This window comes from uncultured Paraglaciecola sp. (assembly GCF_937123705.1).
GTDB lineage: Bacteria > Pseudomonadota > Gammaproteobacteria > Enterobacterales > Alteromonadaceae > Paraglaciecola.
Map to the genome: position 1 here is coordinate 51,211 of NZ_CAKZKO010000038.1, position 16,255 is coordinate 67,465.

Sequence of the window (16,255 nt, forward strand, 5' to 3'; positions counted from 1 at the left end):
TTATTTTACACCATCATAACTTATGAGTGGTCAATAAATAACCTTAAGGTTCATTTCGAGGGGATGGGCACAAAACCCCTAACAAGCGCCCCAAAGTACCTTGAGCTTGATATCCACAAAATATAATGGTGTTGCGAGCGTCCCAAATACGCTGTTTAAAGTGGTGACGAATACGTCCTCCAGTACACATTCCACTACCCGCGATAATCAACGCCCCTTTCTTGATATTGTTGATTGCCATAGAGTTTTCTGTGGTAACCGATAAAAAAAGACGTGGAATAAAGTCTTTAATTATCGAATGTGCTTTGGGTGTGGCTTCTTCAATCTCTTGACTATCTAGAGATTCAAACCAGCGGTCATACACTTTAGTGACTTCAATCGCCATGGGGCTATCGACTATGACTTGCCAGTTGTCTAACACCCCTTCCCTATGCAATTGACCTAAATAAAACAGTAATTCTTGGGTACGTCCTACTGCAAATGCGGGGATCATAATATTTCCACCGCGTTTTTGGGTGTCAGCTAGTATCTCTTTTAATTGGCTAACAGTATCTTCGATTGGGCGGTGGTTACGATCTCCATATGTGCCCTCCATCATGACTAAGTCGGCTTTTTTTAATACCGCAGGATCGTTCATTAGTACCGCACTTTTATTTCCCAAGTCTCCTGAGAAAACCACTGTTTTTGTTTTTCCCTTGTCTGTAAAGTTCAGTTCAACTATAGCTGACCCTAATATATGCCCTGCATCGTGAAAAGTTAGGCTTGTATCAGCGCAAAGTAGCACTTTTGTCTCATAAAGGTGAGATTGGCATAAAGATAAAGCCTGTTGTACGTCCTCTTCGGTATATTCTGGTTCTAAAGGTGGCTTTCCTTTGCGTGCTAACTGACGATTTTCTCGTTTTAGATCACCTAAATAGATCCCCACTGAGTCCATTAACATGACCTTTAAGAGGTCGGCTGTTGCGTCTGCACAATAAATGGGGCCCTTATAACCGTTATGTACCAATTTAGGTAACAAACCACTATGGTCTAGGTGGGCATGTGATAGAACAACAGCGTCGATACTTTGGGGATCAAATAAGAATGTTTCTGTTTGCTCCCTATCCACCCTGTTGCCACCTTGATGCATACCACAATCAAATAGAATACGACCAAAAGCCGGAGCCTCCAGCATATGACAAGAACCCGTTACTTCCTGTGCCGCCCCTAAAAACTTCACTGTTGCCATTATAAATATCCTATATGAAATTAAATGAGGGCACATTTGAACACAAGGATCAGTGAGACATCTTGATCTGAGTCAACTAGAGGATGTCACTTTATAGAGGGGGCAGTCGAACTTAAGAATGCGATCTTTTAAGTGGATTAGGGCGCACTTTGATGAATCCGGGGATTTGCTGAGGTATGCAGAAATAACAAAACACAACTGATTAAGTATGAGATAATTTTTTGATATTCTGCATAGGCTTAATTATGGTGCGCTTTGGTGCATTTTTTGTATTTGATCTAGCTTACAGCTGATTACTTTAACATTTGTATAACCCATTCTGGCGAGTTGCTCTGCACCTAACGCGGCGCGTAATGAAGATGCACAATGTAAATAAATAGGACGCAGCGGATCTTTTTCTATTTCTAGCATTTTCATTTCTAAGACCCCTCTAGGAATATTAATTGCACCAATAGCTGGACTGGCGAAGTGTTCCGCAGTCTCTCTCACATCAATCAGTAACCCCTTGTTTTGATTAAGTTGTTGTGACGCTTCTTGGGCCGTTACTTTTTGAACATTTTCCATGGTTTGTTGTAATAGTTGAGGCAAAGTTTTTAGCATAATTTTCTCCTTTAGATTGATTTAGTTTTGTTTTAAGCCAATAGGTTCGCCTAAAACAAGGGTATCACCTGGTATCAGGCCTGAAATTACTTCGATTTGATCACCCTTGGATTTACCTAGTCTTATAAAACGACGACTAAGTTGCTCGTTTTTTAGCAGCCATACTATATCTAACTGCCCAAAACTTTTGACATAGGTCAAGGGGATAGTTAGCACCTGTGTGCTGCCATTTTCTACCATCATTTTGGCAAACATACCTGGGCGTAAATTAGGATCAAACTCTAACCCTGCTTTAATTAGAAAGGCCCGAGCAAAAGGATCGGCAGCAGGTACAATTTCGACTATTGTAGCAGTGAAATTTTTACCCAAAGAATCTACTTTGATACTGACTTTACGGCCAAGGGCAAGTTGAGTCGCCAAGGACTCTCGAACATTGGCTTCAATTTGTAGAGTTAAGGGATCGTATAAAGACAACAGTAATTGGCCGGGCGAAGCCATATTCCCAGGCTCAGTAGCTCGCTCTACTACCACTCCAGAAAAAGGTGAGGTGATTTTGCTGTAATCTAGCGCTGTTTGTGCTGCTTGTTTGGCTTGTGTTGCCGCCATATGTTCTGAACGAAGGCGGTAAAAGTAGGCTGCTGTATTGTCTAATTCACTTTGTGATAGAAGTCCATCACTTTGCAATGTTTGGGCTCGTTCAAAGCTAGTTTTAGCTTCTGTTAGTAACGCCTGTGAAGCTTCAACCATAGCACTCGCTTGAGCCAATTGTGCCTTTAAACTATTACTCTCTAGGCTAACCAGTAGTTGCCCTTGGGTGACTTTGTCCCCTGCCCTTACATGGATATTTTCAATGCGCGCTAAGATTTGACTCGACACCAAGGTTGCCTCTCTGGCTTTAATGCTGGCGGGTATAGACTCGAATACTGGCTCAGTCGTATAAGATACGGTAAAACTGTTAAGGTTCGAGGAGGCTGAATGCTGCAGTGTTGCTGGCGCTACTTTATGAGTAAATAGTCCTGCCATCCATGCTACTACAAGTAATAAACCCGTCATTGCAATTATCGGTATCCCCCATTTTTTAAACGTCATTGGCTTTGCTCCTGTCGTTGTGGTGGCGCATGGTCATCAAAAACCAGAAAATACACCATAGGCACCACAAATAGTGAAAAAAGAGTTGATGCAATAATCCCAAAAATTATCGCTATGGCTAACCCACTAAAAACGGGATCCAAAGTAATGACCAAGTTTCCTAACATAGTCGTTCCGGCTGTGAGCAGTACCGGACGCATTCGCACCTCACCTGCGGTTAATAGTGCTTGTTTAATATCCATACCTTTGGCCCTAGCTAAGGTGATGAACTCCACTAAAATGAGTGAATTTCTTACTACTATGCCTGCCAGTGCTATCATGCCTATCATGGCAGTTGCGGTGAATAATATGGGATCGGGTGCATTGGCAATTTCACGCTCTCCAAATTGATTTAATAACCAAAACCCAGGCATGATACCGATTATGGTTAGTGGTATGGCCGACATAATAATCAATGCTAAAGCAGAGCTGGATGTTTGTAATTTTAATAAGATAAATATAGCGAACAAGGCAAAGGCAAAAGCAATACCCATGTCTCTGAAAACATCTAAAGTAATTTTCCATTCACCTTCTCCAGAAAATACGAAAAACGTACCTTTGGGCATGGTCCAAGGGATCCCACTACCCGACTGTAAATAGGTTCTGTTATCCCAGTTATTTGAATTCGTTGGGTGAGCCAAGTGTTGAGTTGTATAGTCTGCGTTGATATCGGTAATTACTTCTGCTGGGGTGCGACCTGATAACTCAGTAGTTACATAAATAACAGGTAAAAGGTCTTTATGTAAAATCGGTTGTGATACTTGTGTTTGTTGCCAATGTCCGAGCTCCGCAAGGCTTACCAGAGATTGCGGTGAAGGTTCTAACCCTAGTTGACTATCTTGCTGGGCAATGCCTTGCCTCCCTAATACTTGTAACGACAAAAGATCCTGCAATGATTGTCTGGTTTTATAAGGTAATTTAACCTCAATTGGCACAGGAGAGGCATCGTCTTGTACCTGATATGTTCCTGCCTTTGTTGAGGACACAGCAAGGGCTAAAGCGTGATTAATATCCTCTGTTGCAATACCTGAAAGCGCTGCTTTTTGTTTATCGGTTATAAAACGCCAAATAGCTTGTTTGCCGGCGATACTCGAATCAACTTCTACTACATGGGCTTCGGTTTTGAGGCGGGTCATTAAGCTTAGAGCCGCAGCTTGATGGGCCTCAAAACTGACAAATGGTTGTCGGTAAACCTCTGCTACCAAGGTACTCATTACAGGTGGTCCTGGAGGTACTTCAACAACCTTTATCGACAAATTCTGTTGCTGCTGGGGAGCAAGCAATTGTCTAAGGCGCAATACAATACTGTGAGACTGATGTTGGCGTTTAGATTTATTAATAAGCGTTACGCGTAACTCAGCGAGGTTTGGCCCTAGCCTTTGGTAATGCTGGCGCACCATACCGTTAAAGTCTATAGGTGATGGTTGCCCAACATAACTGGCAATCTCTTTAACTTCAGGCAGTTGTTTAATTGCTCCAAGGATGTCATCTACTGTTGCAGCCGTTTGCTCAAGGGTTGTTCCTTCTGGCATATCGACTAGTACTTGGAGCTCATTTTTATTATCAAATGGTAGTAGTTTAAGGGGAACACTTCGCATGATAGGCAAAGCACAAGAAACCACAAATAATCCCAATACTAACCACAGCCCAAGCTTGGCTGTTTGCTTTTGGGCTATAAGTGGCGCTAATAGCCGAGTATATAAGCCACCTGCGCTGGTTACAGGCTCTGTTGATGGTTTTAAAAGCTTGGAAGCAAGCCAAGGCGTTATAGCAAAGGCAACAAAAGTTGAAATTATTACACTAATAGGCACATTAAATGCCATAGGGGCCATATAAGGGCCCATCATGCCTGTAATAAAGGCTAAGGGTACAAAAGCCAGTATAATAGTGAAGGTTGACATAATAAGCGCCGGTCTAATCTCCGACATTGCGGTAATAATATTGGCCTTTTTTGTAGCGTTTTTGTTTCCTATAAACCGGCTAATGTTATCTATGCCCGTAATAGGATCATCTACTAGTAACCCAAGGGACAAAATTAGCGCAAATAATGTCACCCTATTAATGGTATAACCGAATGCCAAGTCAAGTATCAAGGTGAGGCCGTAACAAATTGGCACCGCTAATGCCACTACTATGGCCTGACGCCAGCCTAAAAACACTCCAATAAACACCACCACTGTAAACACGGCAAAAGCCAAACTTGTGGTTAGGTTATTGACTTTTTCATTGGCAGTTTGCCCGTAATTCCTGAGATATTTGTAGTCTACTTCTTCAGGTAACAATTGCGTTTTTAGTTCGGTCATTTTAGCCAGCACAGCGTTTGCGACAGTAACAGCATTGCTACCTTTTTGCTTTGCGACGCTAATAGTGACCAGCGGATACTTGTCATTTAGTGACGTATTCGCCCCGTTTCCAAACGCTAACCACTGATAGCTTTTCGGCTCACTAGGGCCATCGAGTATTTGGGCTACATCTTTAAGCAACACCATTTTGCCGTTGATGACCTTAACCACAAGATTATTTAAGCCTTGTAGGTCGCGGATCACATCACCTGACTCAATAACCAGCGAGTTTTGGCCTAGGGTTATTTCACCATGCCTTGTAAGTTGATTGGACAAAGGCAAGGCATTTACCACATCTAAAACACTGGTCTGCCTTGCTGCAAGAGCAGGTAAATCTAGTAACACTTGTATAGATCTAGGACGCCCTCCAACTATATTTACCTCACTAGTGTCGGGCAGACTTTGTAATACAGTGGATATTTCTTGTGCCATTCTTCGAAGTTCGTAATCTGAATAAAGTTCAGATGAAGTGCTAAACAGTCCAAGGGTAACAATAGCCACGTCATCAACCTCTATGGGTTTAACCATCCAATTGGTGACTATGCTGGGAATATGATCTTGATTTGAATATAGTTTGTTGTAGGTGTTAACTAGCGCTTTTTCTCTGTCTTCGCCTACCTTAAATCGTAAGGTGACACTAAGTGCCCCGTCTTTTGACGCTGAGTAAATATGCTCAATACCGGGTATTTGTTTTAGTAGTTTTTCAAGGGACACAGTAACTTGCCGTTCCACTTGGCGGGCCGATAGATTTGGCACTTCTACCCAAACATCTATCATAGGCACCACAATTTGCGGCTCTTCTTCACGTGGCGTATAAGTAAGGGCTATCGCTCCTAATAATAGGGCCATAACAAATACAAATTTTGGAAAGCCACCTTCTAGTGCCTTACTAACTAAGTTGTCGATAGGATGTAGATTCATCTTATACCGCTACTCCTCACAGAAAAATTCATACATTTTCTCGACAATTTGTTTCACTTTGTCATCACTAACTGTGTAATAGATAGTTTGTGCTTGTCGCTGCGTCGATACCAATTCAGCCTTTCTCAGTGCGGCTAAATGCTGTGAAAGTGCCGATTGGCTAAGGGGCACCAATTGATTTAATTCAGTTACAGAACATTTTTTGTCAATCAAACTGCATAGAATCATTAGCCTATTTTTATTGGCTAACATCTTCAAGAATGCCTCTGCTTCTGTGGCATTGGTTTTTATTTGATTTAGATCCAAGCTATATAGCCTCACTTTAATTAACAGTTAAATATGTTACCTCTTTATATTAGCTGCGTCTAATATTAGATGATTCTAATATTGAAAAGCCCTCATAACAATGCTTTGACGTAAAGATGAGAATTCTTTTCAGGTTGGGACTAATTTACTTTAAGGAAGAGCAGAACCAATCATGGTAGCTGCGCAGTAGAGCAATATCATTTTTGTATATAGGCTGCATATGCAGCCATTTACGGCATTCAGTGACAACAATAAAGCGACTAATTAATCCGTACAGCTAAGACATCTTGCTTGGCACCATGCAACACCGAGTTGGCCGTTGATCCCAACAATAGCTTAAGTCCACTGCGCCCATGGGTACCAATAACAATTAAGTCTGCCTCAATTTCATCTGCTAATGTATGAATTTCATCTGCCGCATTGCCTATTGGTAGGTACCGTTGAGTTGAGGGGATCCCATGGGTTTGCCCAATGTCATCAAGTAATTTTTTGGCTTGTTGATGAATATCAGCCACATAATCACTTCCTGCACCGCTGATATATGGTTGAAAATATGTGGTGGGTAGAGTGACAAAAACCAAACTCAATTGACTGGTATTTTCGGCGACAGATAATGCCCTTTTTAGTACTTGGTCGTATTCAGAATAAACATCAATAGCCACTATTATTCGTTTATATTCTTTCATCTGTTGTCTCCAATATTTGTTTACCTAAGCCTTCAAAAATAACTTAAGTTATTAGTATAGGTGGTATTATCACTGCTTAAATAAATCATATACCCTAAATAAGATGTTTCTCAATCCGAATAGTCGCGTAAAATACTTCGGAAACTACCTATATGTAACTAGCTAAATATGACCTGCTTAGGATATTTAAAAAGGGATGTTGTGAATGTTGCCAGCTGAAAAATATAACCCTGTAACCAAAGAAACCAATCAACCCGAGATGCGATCAAATTCAAAAAGAACGATCCAAGATGCCAATGAAACATTAAATGCACTACTTGATGCTGCCGTAGATGGACTTGTTGTAATAGATGAAAAAGGCCGTGTTGAGCTATTTAACAGCGCTGCCCAGAAAATGTTTATGTATAGCAGTAAAGAAGTGCTAGGTAATAATATTAAGATGCTAATGCCTGCGTCTTTTAGTCGTGAACATGATGGATATCTAGCGGCCTATTTGTCTTCTGGCCAAGCAAAAATAATTGGCAGAGGAAGAAAAGTAAGAGGTAAGAAATCCGATGGTGAGGAATTTCCTATTTTTCTCAGTGTCGGAGAAGTAAAAGGCGCTAGTCATAAACAGTTTGTTGGCATCATTCGCGATATATCGGAGCAAGAGCGAGATAGAATCGAGGCGCAAGAAAGTAGGGAGCGTTTATCTCATGCGTCTCGATTAAGTTCTATGGGTGAATTGGCCGCCGGTATCGCCCATGAAATGAATCAACCTTTATCAGCAATTTCAAGTTATGCCCAAGCATCGAAACGGTTACTGTTGGCTGGAAACAACGAAGCAAGAGTGATTGACGCTTTAGATAAAATTTGTGATCAAGCCATTCGAGCCAGTGAAGTAATTAAACGACTCAGGACCTTTGTTAAGGAAAGAGTGGCGCAACGAGACGTTGTTGATCTCAATGCACTTATCATCGAAACCGTAAACTTGGCAAAAGTCGACACTCGGCTTCTTGATCATCAGGTAAATGTCGAATTGAGCCAGCCTTCTCAACCACAGTTGTTGGCAGACCCTGTGCAAATTCAACAAGTATTACTGAATTTAATCCGCAACGGTATAGACGCCATGGAGCATATTAAAGGCGCGCCCTTACGGATCCAATGTAAATGGTTATCAAATGAAACAATTGAAGTATCTGTGATCGATTGTGGTCACGGTATGGATGAAGAAGTGAGTCAAAGCGTTTTCACACCGTTCAAAACAACGAAGGAGTCAGGGATGGGAATGGGCTTGCCCGTGAGTCAAAGCATAATCCACGCTCATGGGGGAAGAATATACTTTGGTCCTAATCAGCCTTCAGGTTGTATCTTTTCATTTAGTTTGCCTGCCACCATCATTAGTTAATAAGGAATAAACAAGAATATGCAAAATAATCAAGTTACAGCAGGGATGGCCTCACCTATGGTGCATGTGGTTGACGACGATAACGCTGTTTTAGACTCTGTTGGTATGTTGTTAGACAGCATTGGCATAAATAACAGCTGTTACAAAGATGCCCAAGTATTTTTAGAGGCCTACGAGAAATCTGAATTTAATAAGCAGAATGGATGTATTTTATTGGATATTAGAATGCCCATTATCAGCGGCATCGAATGTCAACATAGATTAGTGCAAATGGGCTGTAGTTTGCCTATTATTTTTGTCTCTGGTCATGGTGATGTTCCCACAGCTGTTGAAGCGATGAAACACGGCGCAGTGGAGTTTATTCAAAAACCTTTCAGAGATCAGGTTTTGATAGACGCTATCCAAAAGGCTTTACAAGTGAACGCCTCTGAGCAACAAAAGCTCGAAAAAATTAAGCAGACCCGTGCAAAAATTGCCTTACTTACCGCACGCGAGACCCAAATACTCAAAGCCGTAGTATTAGGTAAAGCTAATAAAGTGATTGCCATTGACTTGCATTTAAGTCAAAGAACCATAGAAATTCATCGAGCCAATGTGATGGAGAAAATGCAAGTTAAGTCTTTGGCTGAATTGGTTAAAGTGGTGATTGATGCTGGCCCAATTGATGTATAGCGAATACCGCTTTAGATAAATACTTGTATTTACGTATAAATGCTTATTGCTGAGTTCATAGGCGTACACCCATAATAATCTTATTGAAAATTTAATTTCTGAAAATATCAAAGCACTGCAACAGTGTAAACTAGGTTATAGATGGTGTGCCAAATCAAAGTAGTTGATAAACCTATAGTGTATATAGTCGACAGTGATCCAAAGTTACGACGTTCACTGTCAGAGCAGTTAAGTGTACATAATGTGTTAGTGGAAGTATTTGACTCAGCAGAAACTTTTTTAACGAGTAAATTGAAAAATAGAGCCGCCTGCCTAATTGTTGAAGAAAACTTACCCTGCATGAACGGCATCGCATTACTCGAACATATCAATAGTTTAGGGTTTAGACTACCTACTTTTGTTCTATCTTCTGATTGTGATCTATCAAAAGCCGTTCGTGCCATGCAAGCCCAAGCGATAGATTTCATTGAAAAACCTTTTATAGAAAAGACTTTGATATCTGAAGTGATGAATGTACTACCAAAGCAGTCTTAATGGCCTTGAGTATTTTAATTGAAATTAGCCTCCTGTTGGAGGCTAGATATATTGAATCAATTCCCAATGAAATATTTCAAACTTATCTTTAATTAATCTTTTCTGCTGGCTTAAATGCCCGAAACACAAACCACACAAAAGCACACACCCCCACACTAAACACTATATCACCAGGCACACGTGCCCATACTAACGCTTCCATAATGGGGCTATGCATTAACTCCGCCGAACGAGCATAGAAATACCCTTGATCGATACTTACATAGGTTTGAATAACTCCTTGGGGTAGCAGTGATAAAAATGTCATCATAGCAAGGCCAATATTAAGAGACCAAAACGAGACTTTTAGCAGTTTTTCATTCCAAAAAGCGGTATTGGTTAGGCCCCGTAAACAATACAGAGTGAGTCCCAACCCGAGCATACCGTACACACCAAACAGCGCTGCATGGCCATGATTGGCTGTGGTATTCAGACCTTGCATATAATAAAGCGCAATAGGTGGATTAATCATAAAGCCAAACAGCCCTGCCCCAACAAGGTTCCAAAACAGCACTGCGGCGAAGAACATAAAAGGCCAATGGTAGTTTTGCTCCCATTGCGCTACATGCTCAACTTTGTAGCGGGTATAGGCTTCAAAACCAACCACCAGCAAAGGCACTACTTCTAGGGCTGAAAACATCGCACCTACTGCAATAACAGATGTGGGTGTGCCACTAAAATACAAATGGTGGAAGGTGCCAAGAACGCCACCGAATAAAAAGATAATTGTGGCAAATAGCACCATCACTGTGGCGGTGGATTTACGTAAAATGCCCATGCGCACAAAGAGTAAAGAAATAATAGCCGTGGCAAATACTTCAAAAATGCCTTCTACCCAAAGGTGGACTACCCACCAACGCCAATACTCCATAATGGCAATATGGGTATGTTGCCCCCACATTAACCCCGCTGCATACAATAATCCTATGGCAATAGCCGACACCAAAACTAAGTAAATCAGTGACTTTCCGCCTTTTTGCTGCATCACAGGCCATAATCCTCTTAGCACTAACGCTACCCAAAGGAATAACCCGATGGTAAGGTAAATCTGCCAAAAACGACCAAGATCGACATACTCATAGCCTTGATGACCAAACCAGAAATTCATCGTTAGATCGCTAAAGAATCTATGCACTGCCGCCCACTGTCCGGCAAATGAACCTATTACAATGATCAGCAAACTAAAAAACAGAAAGTTTACCCCAAATCGTTGTAACTTAGGCTCGCGGCCTCCCATCATAGGCGCAACATAAAGCCCCGTGGCCAACCATGCAGTAGCAATCCACAGCACTGACAACTGAGTATGCCAGGTACGGGTAACTGTGTAAGGTAAATACTCAGCAAACGGCAGACCATAGAGTCCTTGGCCTTCTACAGCGTAATGAGCTGTGATAATGCCAAGCAATACTTGGGTCAAAAATAAGGCACTCACCACCCAGAAATACTTAGCCGTAGCGCGCATTGAAGGAGTAATAGTGGCGCTATCGAGCATGTCTGATTTTGCGATACCTGATTCAGGCAAGGCGTTTTCTCGCCACACATCAAATTGCTTGGCGTAATAAGCCACCAAAGCCCCCGCTCCTGCTAGCAATAAGATAACTGAAGCGATACTCCACATTAGGTTGTCGGTAGTAGGCTTATTGCCTACTAACGGTTCGTGGGGCCAGTTACTGGTATATGTAATATCCTTGTTAGGGCGATTGGTTGTGGCACCCCATGCGGTCCAAAAATAGAATGCAGATATGTGTTTGGCTTCCTCTGCTGAAAGTAAACCATGTACCGGAAACGCATAATCACGGCGCAGCGCAAGCGACGCTGGATCGCTGCCCTGATATAATCTAGAAAAATGAGCTTGTACTTGTTTGATAGCCTTAGCGCGGAGATCGCTTACCGTTATTGTGCCACTTGCCTTATCATAACGATTAGTACGCATCTCTTCTATTAATGCGGCTTTTTGCATTGCCATATTTTGCGTTTCAGAAAGCCCTAGCATGGGAGATTGGAGCTGCAGGTTTAACAGGTTTTCAGCTTCACGATGTAGCCATTCAGCACTCCAATCGGGTGCCAAGTAGCTTCCATGTCCCCAAATTGACCCTTGCTCCATGCCACCGATTGACTGCCAGACGTTTTGCCCCGTTTCTATATCATTACGGGTATAAAGTACTTCCCCAGAAGAAGACACAACTTGCTCGGGTATAGGGGGGGCTTTTTGATAAATCTCAGCGCCTAGAAACAGCAATATACTGAACATGGCAATCATACCTAAGCTCAGAATGATCCATAACCGTTTGATGCTAAAGGTTTCTTGGTAGGTTTTCATAACTCAGTTCCTTGGTGAGAATATTCTGTTATTGAACGAGTACAACAACCGAGTCATTAGCTACTGTGATGCTTCGATCGAATTAACCAAGCTTACGTTTCTTTGAGGAGGGCTTGTTGATCTACATCAAAGATCAGGTCTAGCTAATACCAGAGGATAACAAAACATGAACAGGTGGCAGCTGATTTACACATCACAAAGTACTCGGGTTTACTTTGTTTAACGCCCAAGGACAAGATCGGTCAAACCAAATAGCCCAAACAAAATTGGTTGATGTAACAAATAAATCAGCAAAGAATGCTGACCTAAAAATACTAATTTGTTTCTAAGATTATTTTTCTCAAACCTAAGGTTAAAAATATTTTTGTGCATTAAAAATACACCTATCAAAACTACGCCAATCCATGGGAAAAAACTCACTAAATCGACCGTTTCTAACGGTATACCAAGATGTTCTACGCTCCACCGCCATAATGAGGACATATCTACTATCCCCCACCAATACCCAACAATGCATATTGTGCCGAGCACCAAAGCTACATATGGGAAACGCACAAATAATACTGAAAATGGCAAGGCAACAGTAATAAAATGAATAATACCAAAGTACACCCAAGTACTAGGATGCATAAAAAGGCTACCGATAGTGATAAGCATGGATACTGCAAATAATTTAGCCACGGCCTTTGCAAGCTTAGTGCGATTAATGGACGTCTTATAGGCTAAATAACTGCTCATTCCTACAGCTAACAAAAAGCTACTAACAATAACAGATCTGAATATTCGCCACTCAATATCTACGCTAGTGTTAAAGCTCGCCCATGCAAATACGGTTAAATCATATCCAAAATGAAATATTACCATTAACACTATGGCGAAACCCCGTAGTAAGTCTACTTCATAGTTTCTAGTAGAACTGGGATTTGTAGTGTTACTCATATTACTTTTGGTGATCCTTAAGCCATTCATTTAAAAGCTTAATTTGCCCACACTTGTAGGCTGCATAGGTTATGCGTAACGCATTGGATAACATTTCACTGTCGGTCCAGTTTGTTTTGTCGGATAATTCTTTATAACAATCCATAGCTTGAGGGGTGACATATCCCCGCACTTGTTTATTACCCTTCTGCTTTTGTTTATCTCTAAAACGTTTTTGTTTTTCGGCGTTGGCACTCGCTTTATTTATGCTCATATTCTTATAAAAGTCACTTGATTAAGATTAAAAGTGTAAAAAACTAACATTTCTTACTGCTCAGAGTTGTTTAGCGTACAAGTGTTCGCTAAATTACCCTCCTCAGATTATTTAGGCAGTATATAGAATGACACAACAACAAAATAGCTTCACAAAAGAAGAACTTTTATCTTGTAGTACAGGGGAATTATTTGGACCAGGAAATAGCCAACTTCCCGCACCTAATATGTTGATGATGGATCGTATTGTAGAAATTTATGACACAGGTGGTGCTCATGATAAAGGTTATATAATTGCCGAGCTTGATATCACACCCGACCTTTGGTTTTTTGATTGCCACTTTCCAGGTGATCCTGTAATGCCAGGGTGTTTAGGTTTAGATGCAATGTGGCAATTAGTAGGCTTTTTCTTAGGATGGTCTGGTGGACCGGGTAAAGGTCGAGCACTGGGCGTAGGTGAAGTGAAATTTAAAGGCCAAGTGTTACCTAGCGCAAAAAAAGTAACCTATCGTATTGACTTAAAACGTGTCATTAAACGTAAACTGTTTATGGGTTTAGGTGATGGTACGGTTGAAGTCGACGGCAGGGTGATTTATGAAGCCAGTGACTTAAAAGTAGGGTTATTTCAAGATACTAGTAGTTTTTAAGGTTATTAGTTAAAAATTAAAGCCCCAAATTGGGGCTTAAGTATTATCGACTGACTAGTCCTACGCTTTTATCTCCCATGGCCTCTCGCCAGCCTCCTAACCACTCAGATCGAGAATTGGTTGTCTGAAATGGGCAATTTTCCTTCGAACGGCCTGCAATGCCTGCTTGGTAACCTTTAGAATGTGCTCTTGACAGTTTATCTCTCTTTTGTCGCTTCATTGAGTTTCCTCTTTTGCTGGATGAATTAGCTGTGGTGAACAATGACCACGTAATAGAGATAGTGGATCTGAAAGCTTGGTTCAATAGTAAATAGCACTTATATAAATTGACATTATTTAACTTATTGAATAATTGAATTTTTTAGCTATAAACTAATTTTGTATATAAATACGTCGTTTTATATCAATCCATCCTAATAATTATTTAGGTTCGAATTGTTAGAGATGATGGTATTAGAAGAAAAGTAAAAAAACCGCCATTTGGCGGTTTTTTAAATGAAACTAAGTTCGGCTATTTAATGCGAAACGTTTTTCGTCTATAAGTTAAAAGCAATAAACCTAACCCGATTAACCAAGTTGCAGTGGCGCCTTGTCTATCTCGGTTAATTTCGTCAACAGGCTCTTCGCAACTCTCTAATTCACCGCCGGAAATAGGCACTAATTTTACAGCTTTCACTAAATCGACTAATACTTGGTTACCGTCATCGTCGAGTATCACTTCACCGGTTAAATCCCTTGAGGGGCCTTTGTATAATGCCGTTGCCAAGATCTCATTATTATCATTAATACTATTACTTTGCACTAGTGTATAGGGGGAATCACAGCTGATTAAGTCGCTCAAACCATTAAATTGGCCGGTGTTATTATCATACAAAAATCCTTCAGTACGACGTCCAGTTAGTGAAGCATCAATGTCACCATAGCCCACAACTAGGCCATTATTATTGATATCTAATGCCACGCTCGATGAACCTAAAAAGAAATCCTCTGGAAAAGTCATTTCGGCCAAATTCATATCGTAAACAAAAAACTTGGTTCGATTAGCGCCATTAATAGACTTCACCTGATAACCAACCACTAGATTATCGTTATTTATATCAGCGGCTGAACTGATCACATTTGATGAACGAGCAACATTACGATCTGTTTCAGGTGTAAGGTTGATAATTTCATCTTGGTTAAATATCACTGCGTAATTACGAGTAACAGTCACATCTTTTTCAACATATAGATTATTTGAAACACCTACCGCAATACCGTTATCGTTAATCGCCAGTGCTTGGCTAGTGTAATTTCGGGTGTCATCTTCTTCTGGCTCAAAGAGTATGCCTAACTCTTTAGTGTCCACAAGGTTTCCTTGAGAATCCAACTGCCAAATCAATCCCCTTAATTGGGCAAAAGAACTCACTGAACTAGAAAACGAATTAATAACACTACTGATACAAGACTCTTTAGGCACATCTGAACGTTGTTCATCATCATTGCACTCGTTTACCGACTCTTGCAATGATTCTGATGTGAACAAGGTGGTACCATAACCGACCACCTGATTATTTGCATTTATGCTATAAGCTTCGCTAAACCCGCCGGCTAAGGTTTCAGGTGCAGGTAAATCAACCACAGAATTATCAGGCAGATTTACAAACCCGCGGGTAGCAAAATCACGAACGATAAAAGTATTTTCCTCGCCTTCACTAGTGCCGGTTTGAAAGGTGTAATTAACTTTTTTGTAGAATCCTTCTGCACTGCCAACTGCAAAACCTAAGTCATTAATATCTTTAGTAATATTATTGGTGCTAAGTGAAAAAGTGTTTTCACCCTCAAAGCGTTGATCAAATCCAGCAATATAGTTAGAAGCCCCTTCCGATACCAAAAAGCTAATATTACTTGCTATTTGTTGTGCACTTTGAGAACCATCTGCCGCACGTATTAAACCTAATAATATTTCGTAGTCAGCAATATTAAAGTCACCATTACTAGCAGACTCTACATCGGTTAGCCCATCAATTAAGGTGTCTGATTCAAAGTCTAATAAAGTCAGATCAATGGGAACATTGTATGGGTTGGACACGTTAACAATGCTAGTGCCATTATTGTTAATGGCACTTGGGAAACTATTTTCTCCAACATTACCAACGGGAAGTTCAACGACCCTATACTTAGCTGCTTGGCTAATGGGAGCCACCAAAAGGGCTATAGATAATGCGGCGGCTAGCCTTGTTTTAGTCATGTATAATTAATCCTACTTACTACT

15 protein-coding genes are annotated in these 16,255 nt (G+C 40.9%); 4 read left to right on the forward strand and 11 right to left on the reverse strand.

Translation table 11 applies throughout. The annotated features are described in order from the left end of the window. Window positions 1–43: 43 nt before the first annotated feature. The 6 genes from Q0688_RS06495 to Q0688_RS06520 all read right to left on the reverse strand — a co-directional run bounded on the left by Q0688_RS06495 (window position 44) and on the right by Q0688_RS06520 (window position 7,211). Window positions 44–1,228, reverse strand: a complete 1,185-nt coding sequence (locus tag Q0688_RS06495) for an MBL fold metallo-hydrolase (protein ID WP_299074326.1) — start codon at window positions 1,226–1,228, stop codon at window positions 44–46. A 243-nt stretch (window positions 1,229–1,471) separates the two neighbouring features. Beyond that, window positions 1,472–1,828: a rhodanese-like domain-containing protein gene (locus Q0688_RS06500; RefSeq protein ID WP_299074328.1), complete on the reverse strand. Its 357-nt coding sequence runs from the start codon at window positions 1,826–1,828 to the stop codon at window positions 1,472–1,474. Window positions 1,829–1,849: 21 nt separating this feature from the next. Beyond that, window positions 1,850–2,917, reverse strand: a complete 1,068-nt coding sequence (locus Q0688_RS06505) for an efflux RND transporter periplasmic adaptor subunit (RefSeq protein WP_299074330.1) — start codon at window positions 2,915–2,917, stop codon at window positions 1,850–1,852. Then, entirely contained in the window at window positions 2,914–6,219 is a 3,306-nt protein-coding gene (locus tag Q0688_RS06510) for an efflux RND transporter permease subunit (RefSeq protein WP_299074332.1), read from the reverse strand. Before Q0688_RS06510 ends, Q0688_RS06505 begins: the two co-directional genes overlap by 4 nt. A 9-nt stretch (window positions 6,220–6,228) precedes the next feature. After that, complete coding sequence (locus Q0688_RS06515) at window positions 6,229–6,525, reverse strand: metalloregulator ArsR/SmtB family transcription factor (RefSeq protein WP_299074335.1); 297 nt, start codon at window positions 6,523–6,525, stop codon at window positions 6,229–6,231. Between the two features lie 260 nt (window positions 6,526–6,785). Next, window positions 6,786–7,211, reverse strand: a complete 426-nt coding sequence (locus tag Q0688_RS06520) for a universal stress protein (RefSeq protein WP_299074337.1) — start codon at window positions 7,209–7,211, stop codon at window positions 6,786–6,788. Window positions 7,212–7,416: 205 nt separating this feature from the next. On the opposite strand from Q0688_RS06520, the gene Q0688_RS06525 reads away from it, so the two are divergent. The 3 genes from Q0688_RS06525 (at window position 7,417) to Q0688_RS06535 (ending at window position 9,804) form a co-directional block, all read left to right on the forward strand. Further along, window positions 7,417–8,598 (forward strand): nitrogen regulation protein NR(II), encoded by a 1,182-nt coding sequence (locus tag Q0688_RS06525; protein WP_367179781.1) that lies wholly within the window; start codon window positions 7,417–7,419, stop codon window positions 8,596–8,598. An 18-nt stretch (window positions 8,599–8,616) separates the two neighbouring features. Further along, window positions 8,617–9,270: a response regulator gene (locus tag Q0688_RS06530; RefSeq protein ID WP_299074339.1), complete on the forward strand. Its 654-nt coding sequence runs from the start codon at window positions 8,617–8,619 to the stop codon at window positions 9,268–9,270. A 141-nt stretch (window positions 9,271–9,411) separates the two neighbouring features. Beyond that, a complete protein-coding gene (locus tag Q0688_RS06535; protein WP_299074342.1) occupies window positions 9,412–9,804 on the forward strand; it encodes a response regulator in 393 nt (130 codons plus the stop codon). Window positions 9,805–9,892: 88 nt separating this feature from the next. Here the strand turns inward: Q0688_RS06535 and Q0688_RS06540 are convergent, their stop codons facing one another. The 3 genes from Q0688_RS06540 to Q0688_RS06550 all read right to left on the reverse strand — a co-directional run bounded on the left by Q0688_RS06540 (window position 9,893) and on the right by Q0688_RS06550 (window position 13,355). Further along, on the reverse strand, window positions 9,893–12,163 hold the full coding sequence (locus Q0688_RS06540) for a nitric-oxide reductase large subunit (protein ID WP_299074344.1): 2,271 nt from the start codon (window positions 12,161–12,163) through the stop codon (window positions 9,893–9,895). A 219-nt stretch (window positions 12,164–12,382) separates the two neighbouring features. Beyond that, window positions 12,383–13,102: a DUF1624 domain-containing protein gene (locus Q0688_RS06545; RefSeq protein ID WP_299074346.1), complete on the reverse strand. Its 720-nt coding sequence runs from the start codon at window positions 13,100–13,102 to the stop codon at window positions 12,383–12,385. Window position 13,103: 1 nt separating this feature from the next. Beyond that, window positions 13,104–13,355 (reverse strand): hypothetical protein, encoded by a 252-nt coding sequence (locus Q0688_RS06550; protein ID WP_299074348.1) that lies wholly within the window; start codon window positions 13,353–13,355, stop codon window positions 13,104–13,106. A 127-nt stretch (window positions 13,356–13,482) separates the two neighbouring features. Between Q0688_RS06550 and fabA the strand changes: the two genes are divergently transcribed. Beyond that, complete coding sequence (fabA, locus tag Q0688_RS06555; RefSeq protein ID WP_299074349.1) at window positions 13,483–14,001, forward strand: 3-hydroxyacyl-[acyl-carrier-protein] dehydratase FabA; 519 nt, start codon at window positions 13,483–13,485, stop codon at window positions 13,999–14,001. Window positions 14,002–14,044: 43 nt separating this feature from the next. On the opposite strand, the gene rmf is transcribed toward fabA, so the two are convergent. Both rmf and Q0688_RS06565 read right to left on the reverse strand, forming a co-directional pair. Continuing rightward, window positions 14,045–14,221, reverse strand: a complete 177-nt coding sequence (rmf, locus tag Q0688_RS06560; RefSeq protein ID WP_299074351.1) for a ribosome modulation factor — start codon at window positions 14,219–14,221, stop codon at window positions 14,045–14,047. Between the two features lie 291 nt (window positions 14,222–14,512). Further along, a complete protein-coding gene (locus Q0688_RS06565) occupies window positions 14,513–16,231 on the reverse strand; it encodes a DUF3466 family protein (protein ID WP_299074353.1) in 1,719 nt (572 codons plus the stop codon). Window positions 16,232–16,255: the final 24 nt, after the last annotated feature.

Bases quoted from the DNA above. Each gene is read 5' to 3' on its own strand.
- Q0688_RS06550 (WP_299074348.1), bottom strand. From the start codon at position 13,355: ATGAGCATAAATAAAGCGAGTGCCAACGCCGAAAAACAAAAACGTTTT.
- Q0688_RS06505 (WP_299074330.1), bottom strand. From the start codon at position 2,917: ATGACGTTTAAAAAATGGGGGATACCGATAATTGCAATGACGGGTTTA.
- fabA (WP_299074349.1), top strand. From the start codon at position 13,483: ATGACACAACAACAAAATAGCTTCACAAAAGAAGAACTTTTATCTTGT.
- Q0688_RS06495 (WP_299074326.1), bottom strand. From the start codon at position 1,228: ATGGCAACAGTGAAGTTTTTAGGGGCGGCACAGGAAGTAACGGGTTCT.
- Q0688_RS06510 (WP_299074332.1), bottom strand. From the start codon at position 6,219: ATGAATCTACATCCTATCGACAACTTAGTTAGTAAGGCACTAGAAGGT.
- Q0688_RS06565 (WP_299074353.1), bottom strand. From the start codon at position 16,231: ATGACTAAAACAAGGCTAGCCGCCGCATTATCTATAGCCCTTTTGGTG.
- Q0688_RS06500 (WP_299074328.1), bottom strand. From the start codon at position 1,828: ATGCTAAAAACTTTGCCTCAACTATTACAACAAACCATGGAAAATGTT.
- Q0688_RS06535 (WP_299074342.1), top strand. From the start codon at position 9,412: ATGGTGTGCCAAATCAAAGTAGTTGATAAACCTATAGTGTATATAGTC.
- Q0688_RS06545 (WP_299074346.1), bottom strand. From the start codon at position 13,102: ATGAGTAACACTACAAATCCCAGTTCTACTAGAAACTATGAAGTAGAC.
- Q0688_RS06540 (WP_299074344.1), bottom strand. From the start codon at position 12,163: ATGAAAACCTACCAAGAAACCTTTAGCATCAAACGGTTATGGATCATT.
- Q0688_RS06525 (WP_367179781.1), top strand. From the start codon at position 7,417: ATGTTGCCAGCTGAAAAATATAACCCTGTAACCAAAGAAACCAATCAA.
- Q0688_RS06530 (WP_299074339.1), top strand. From the start codon at position 8,617: ATGCAAAATAATCAAGTTACAGCAGGGATGGCCTCACCTATGGTGCAT.
- Q0688_RS06520 (WP_299074337.1), bottom strand. From the start codon at position 7,211: ATGAAAGAATATAAACGAATAATAGTGGCTATTGATGTTTATTCTGAA.
- rmf (WP_299074351.1), bottom strand. From the start codon at position 14,221: ATGAAGCGACAAAAGAGAGATAAACTGTCAAGAGCACATTCTAAAGGT.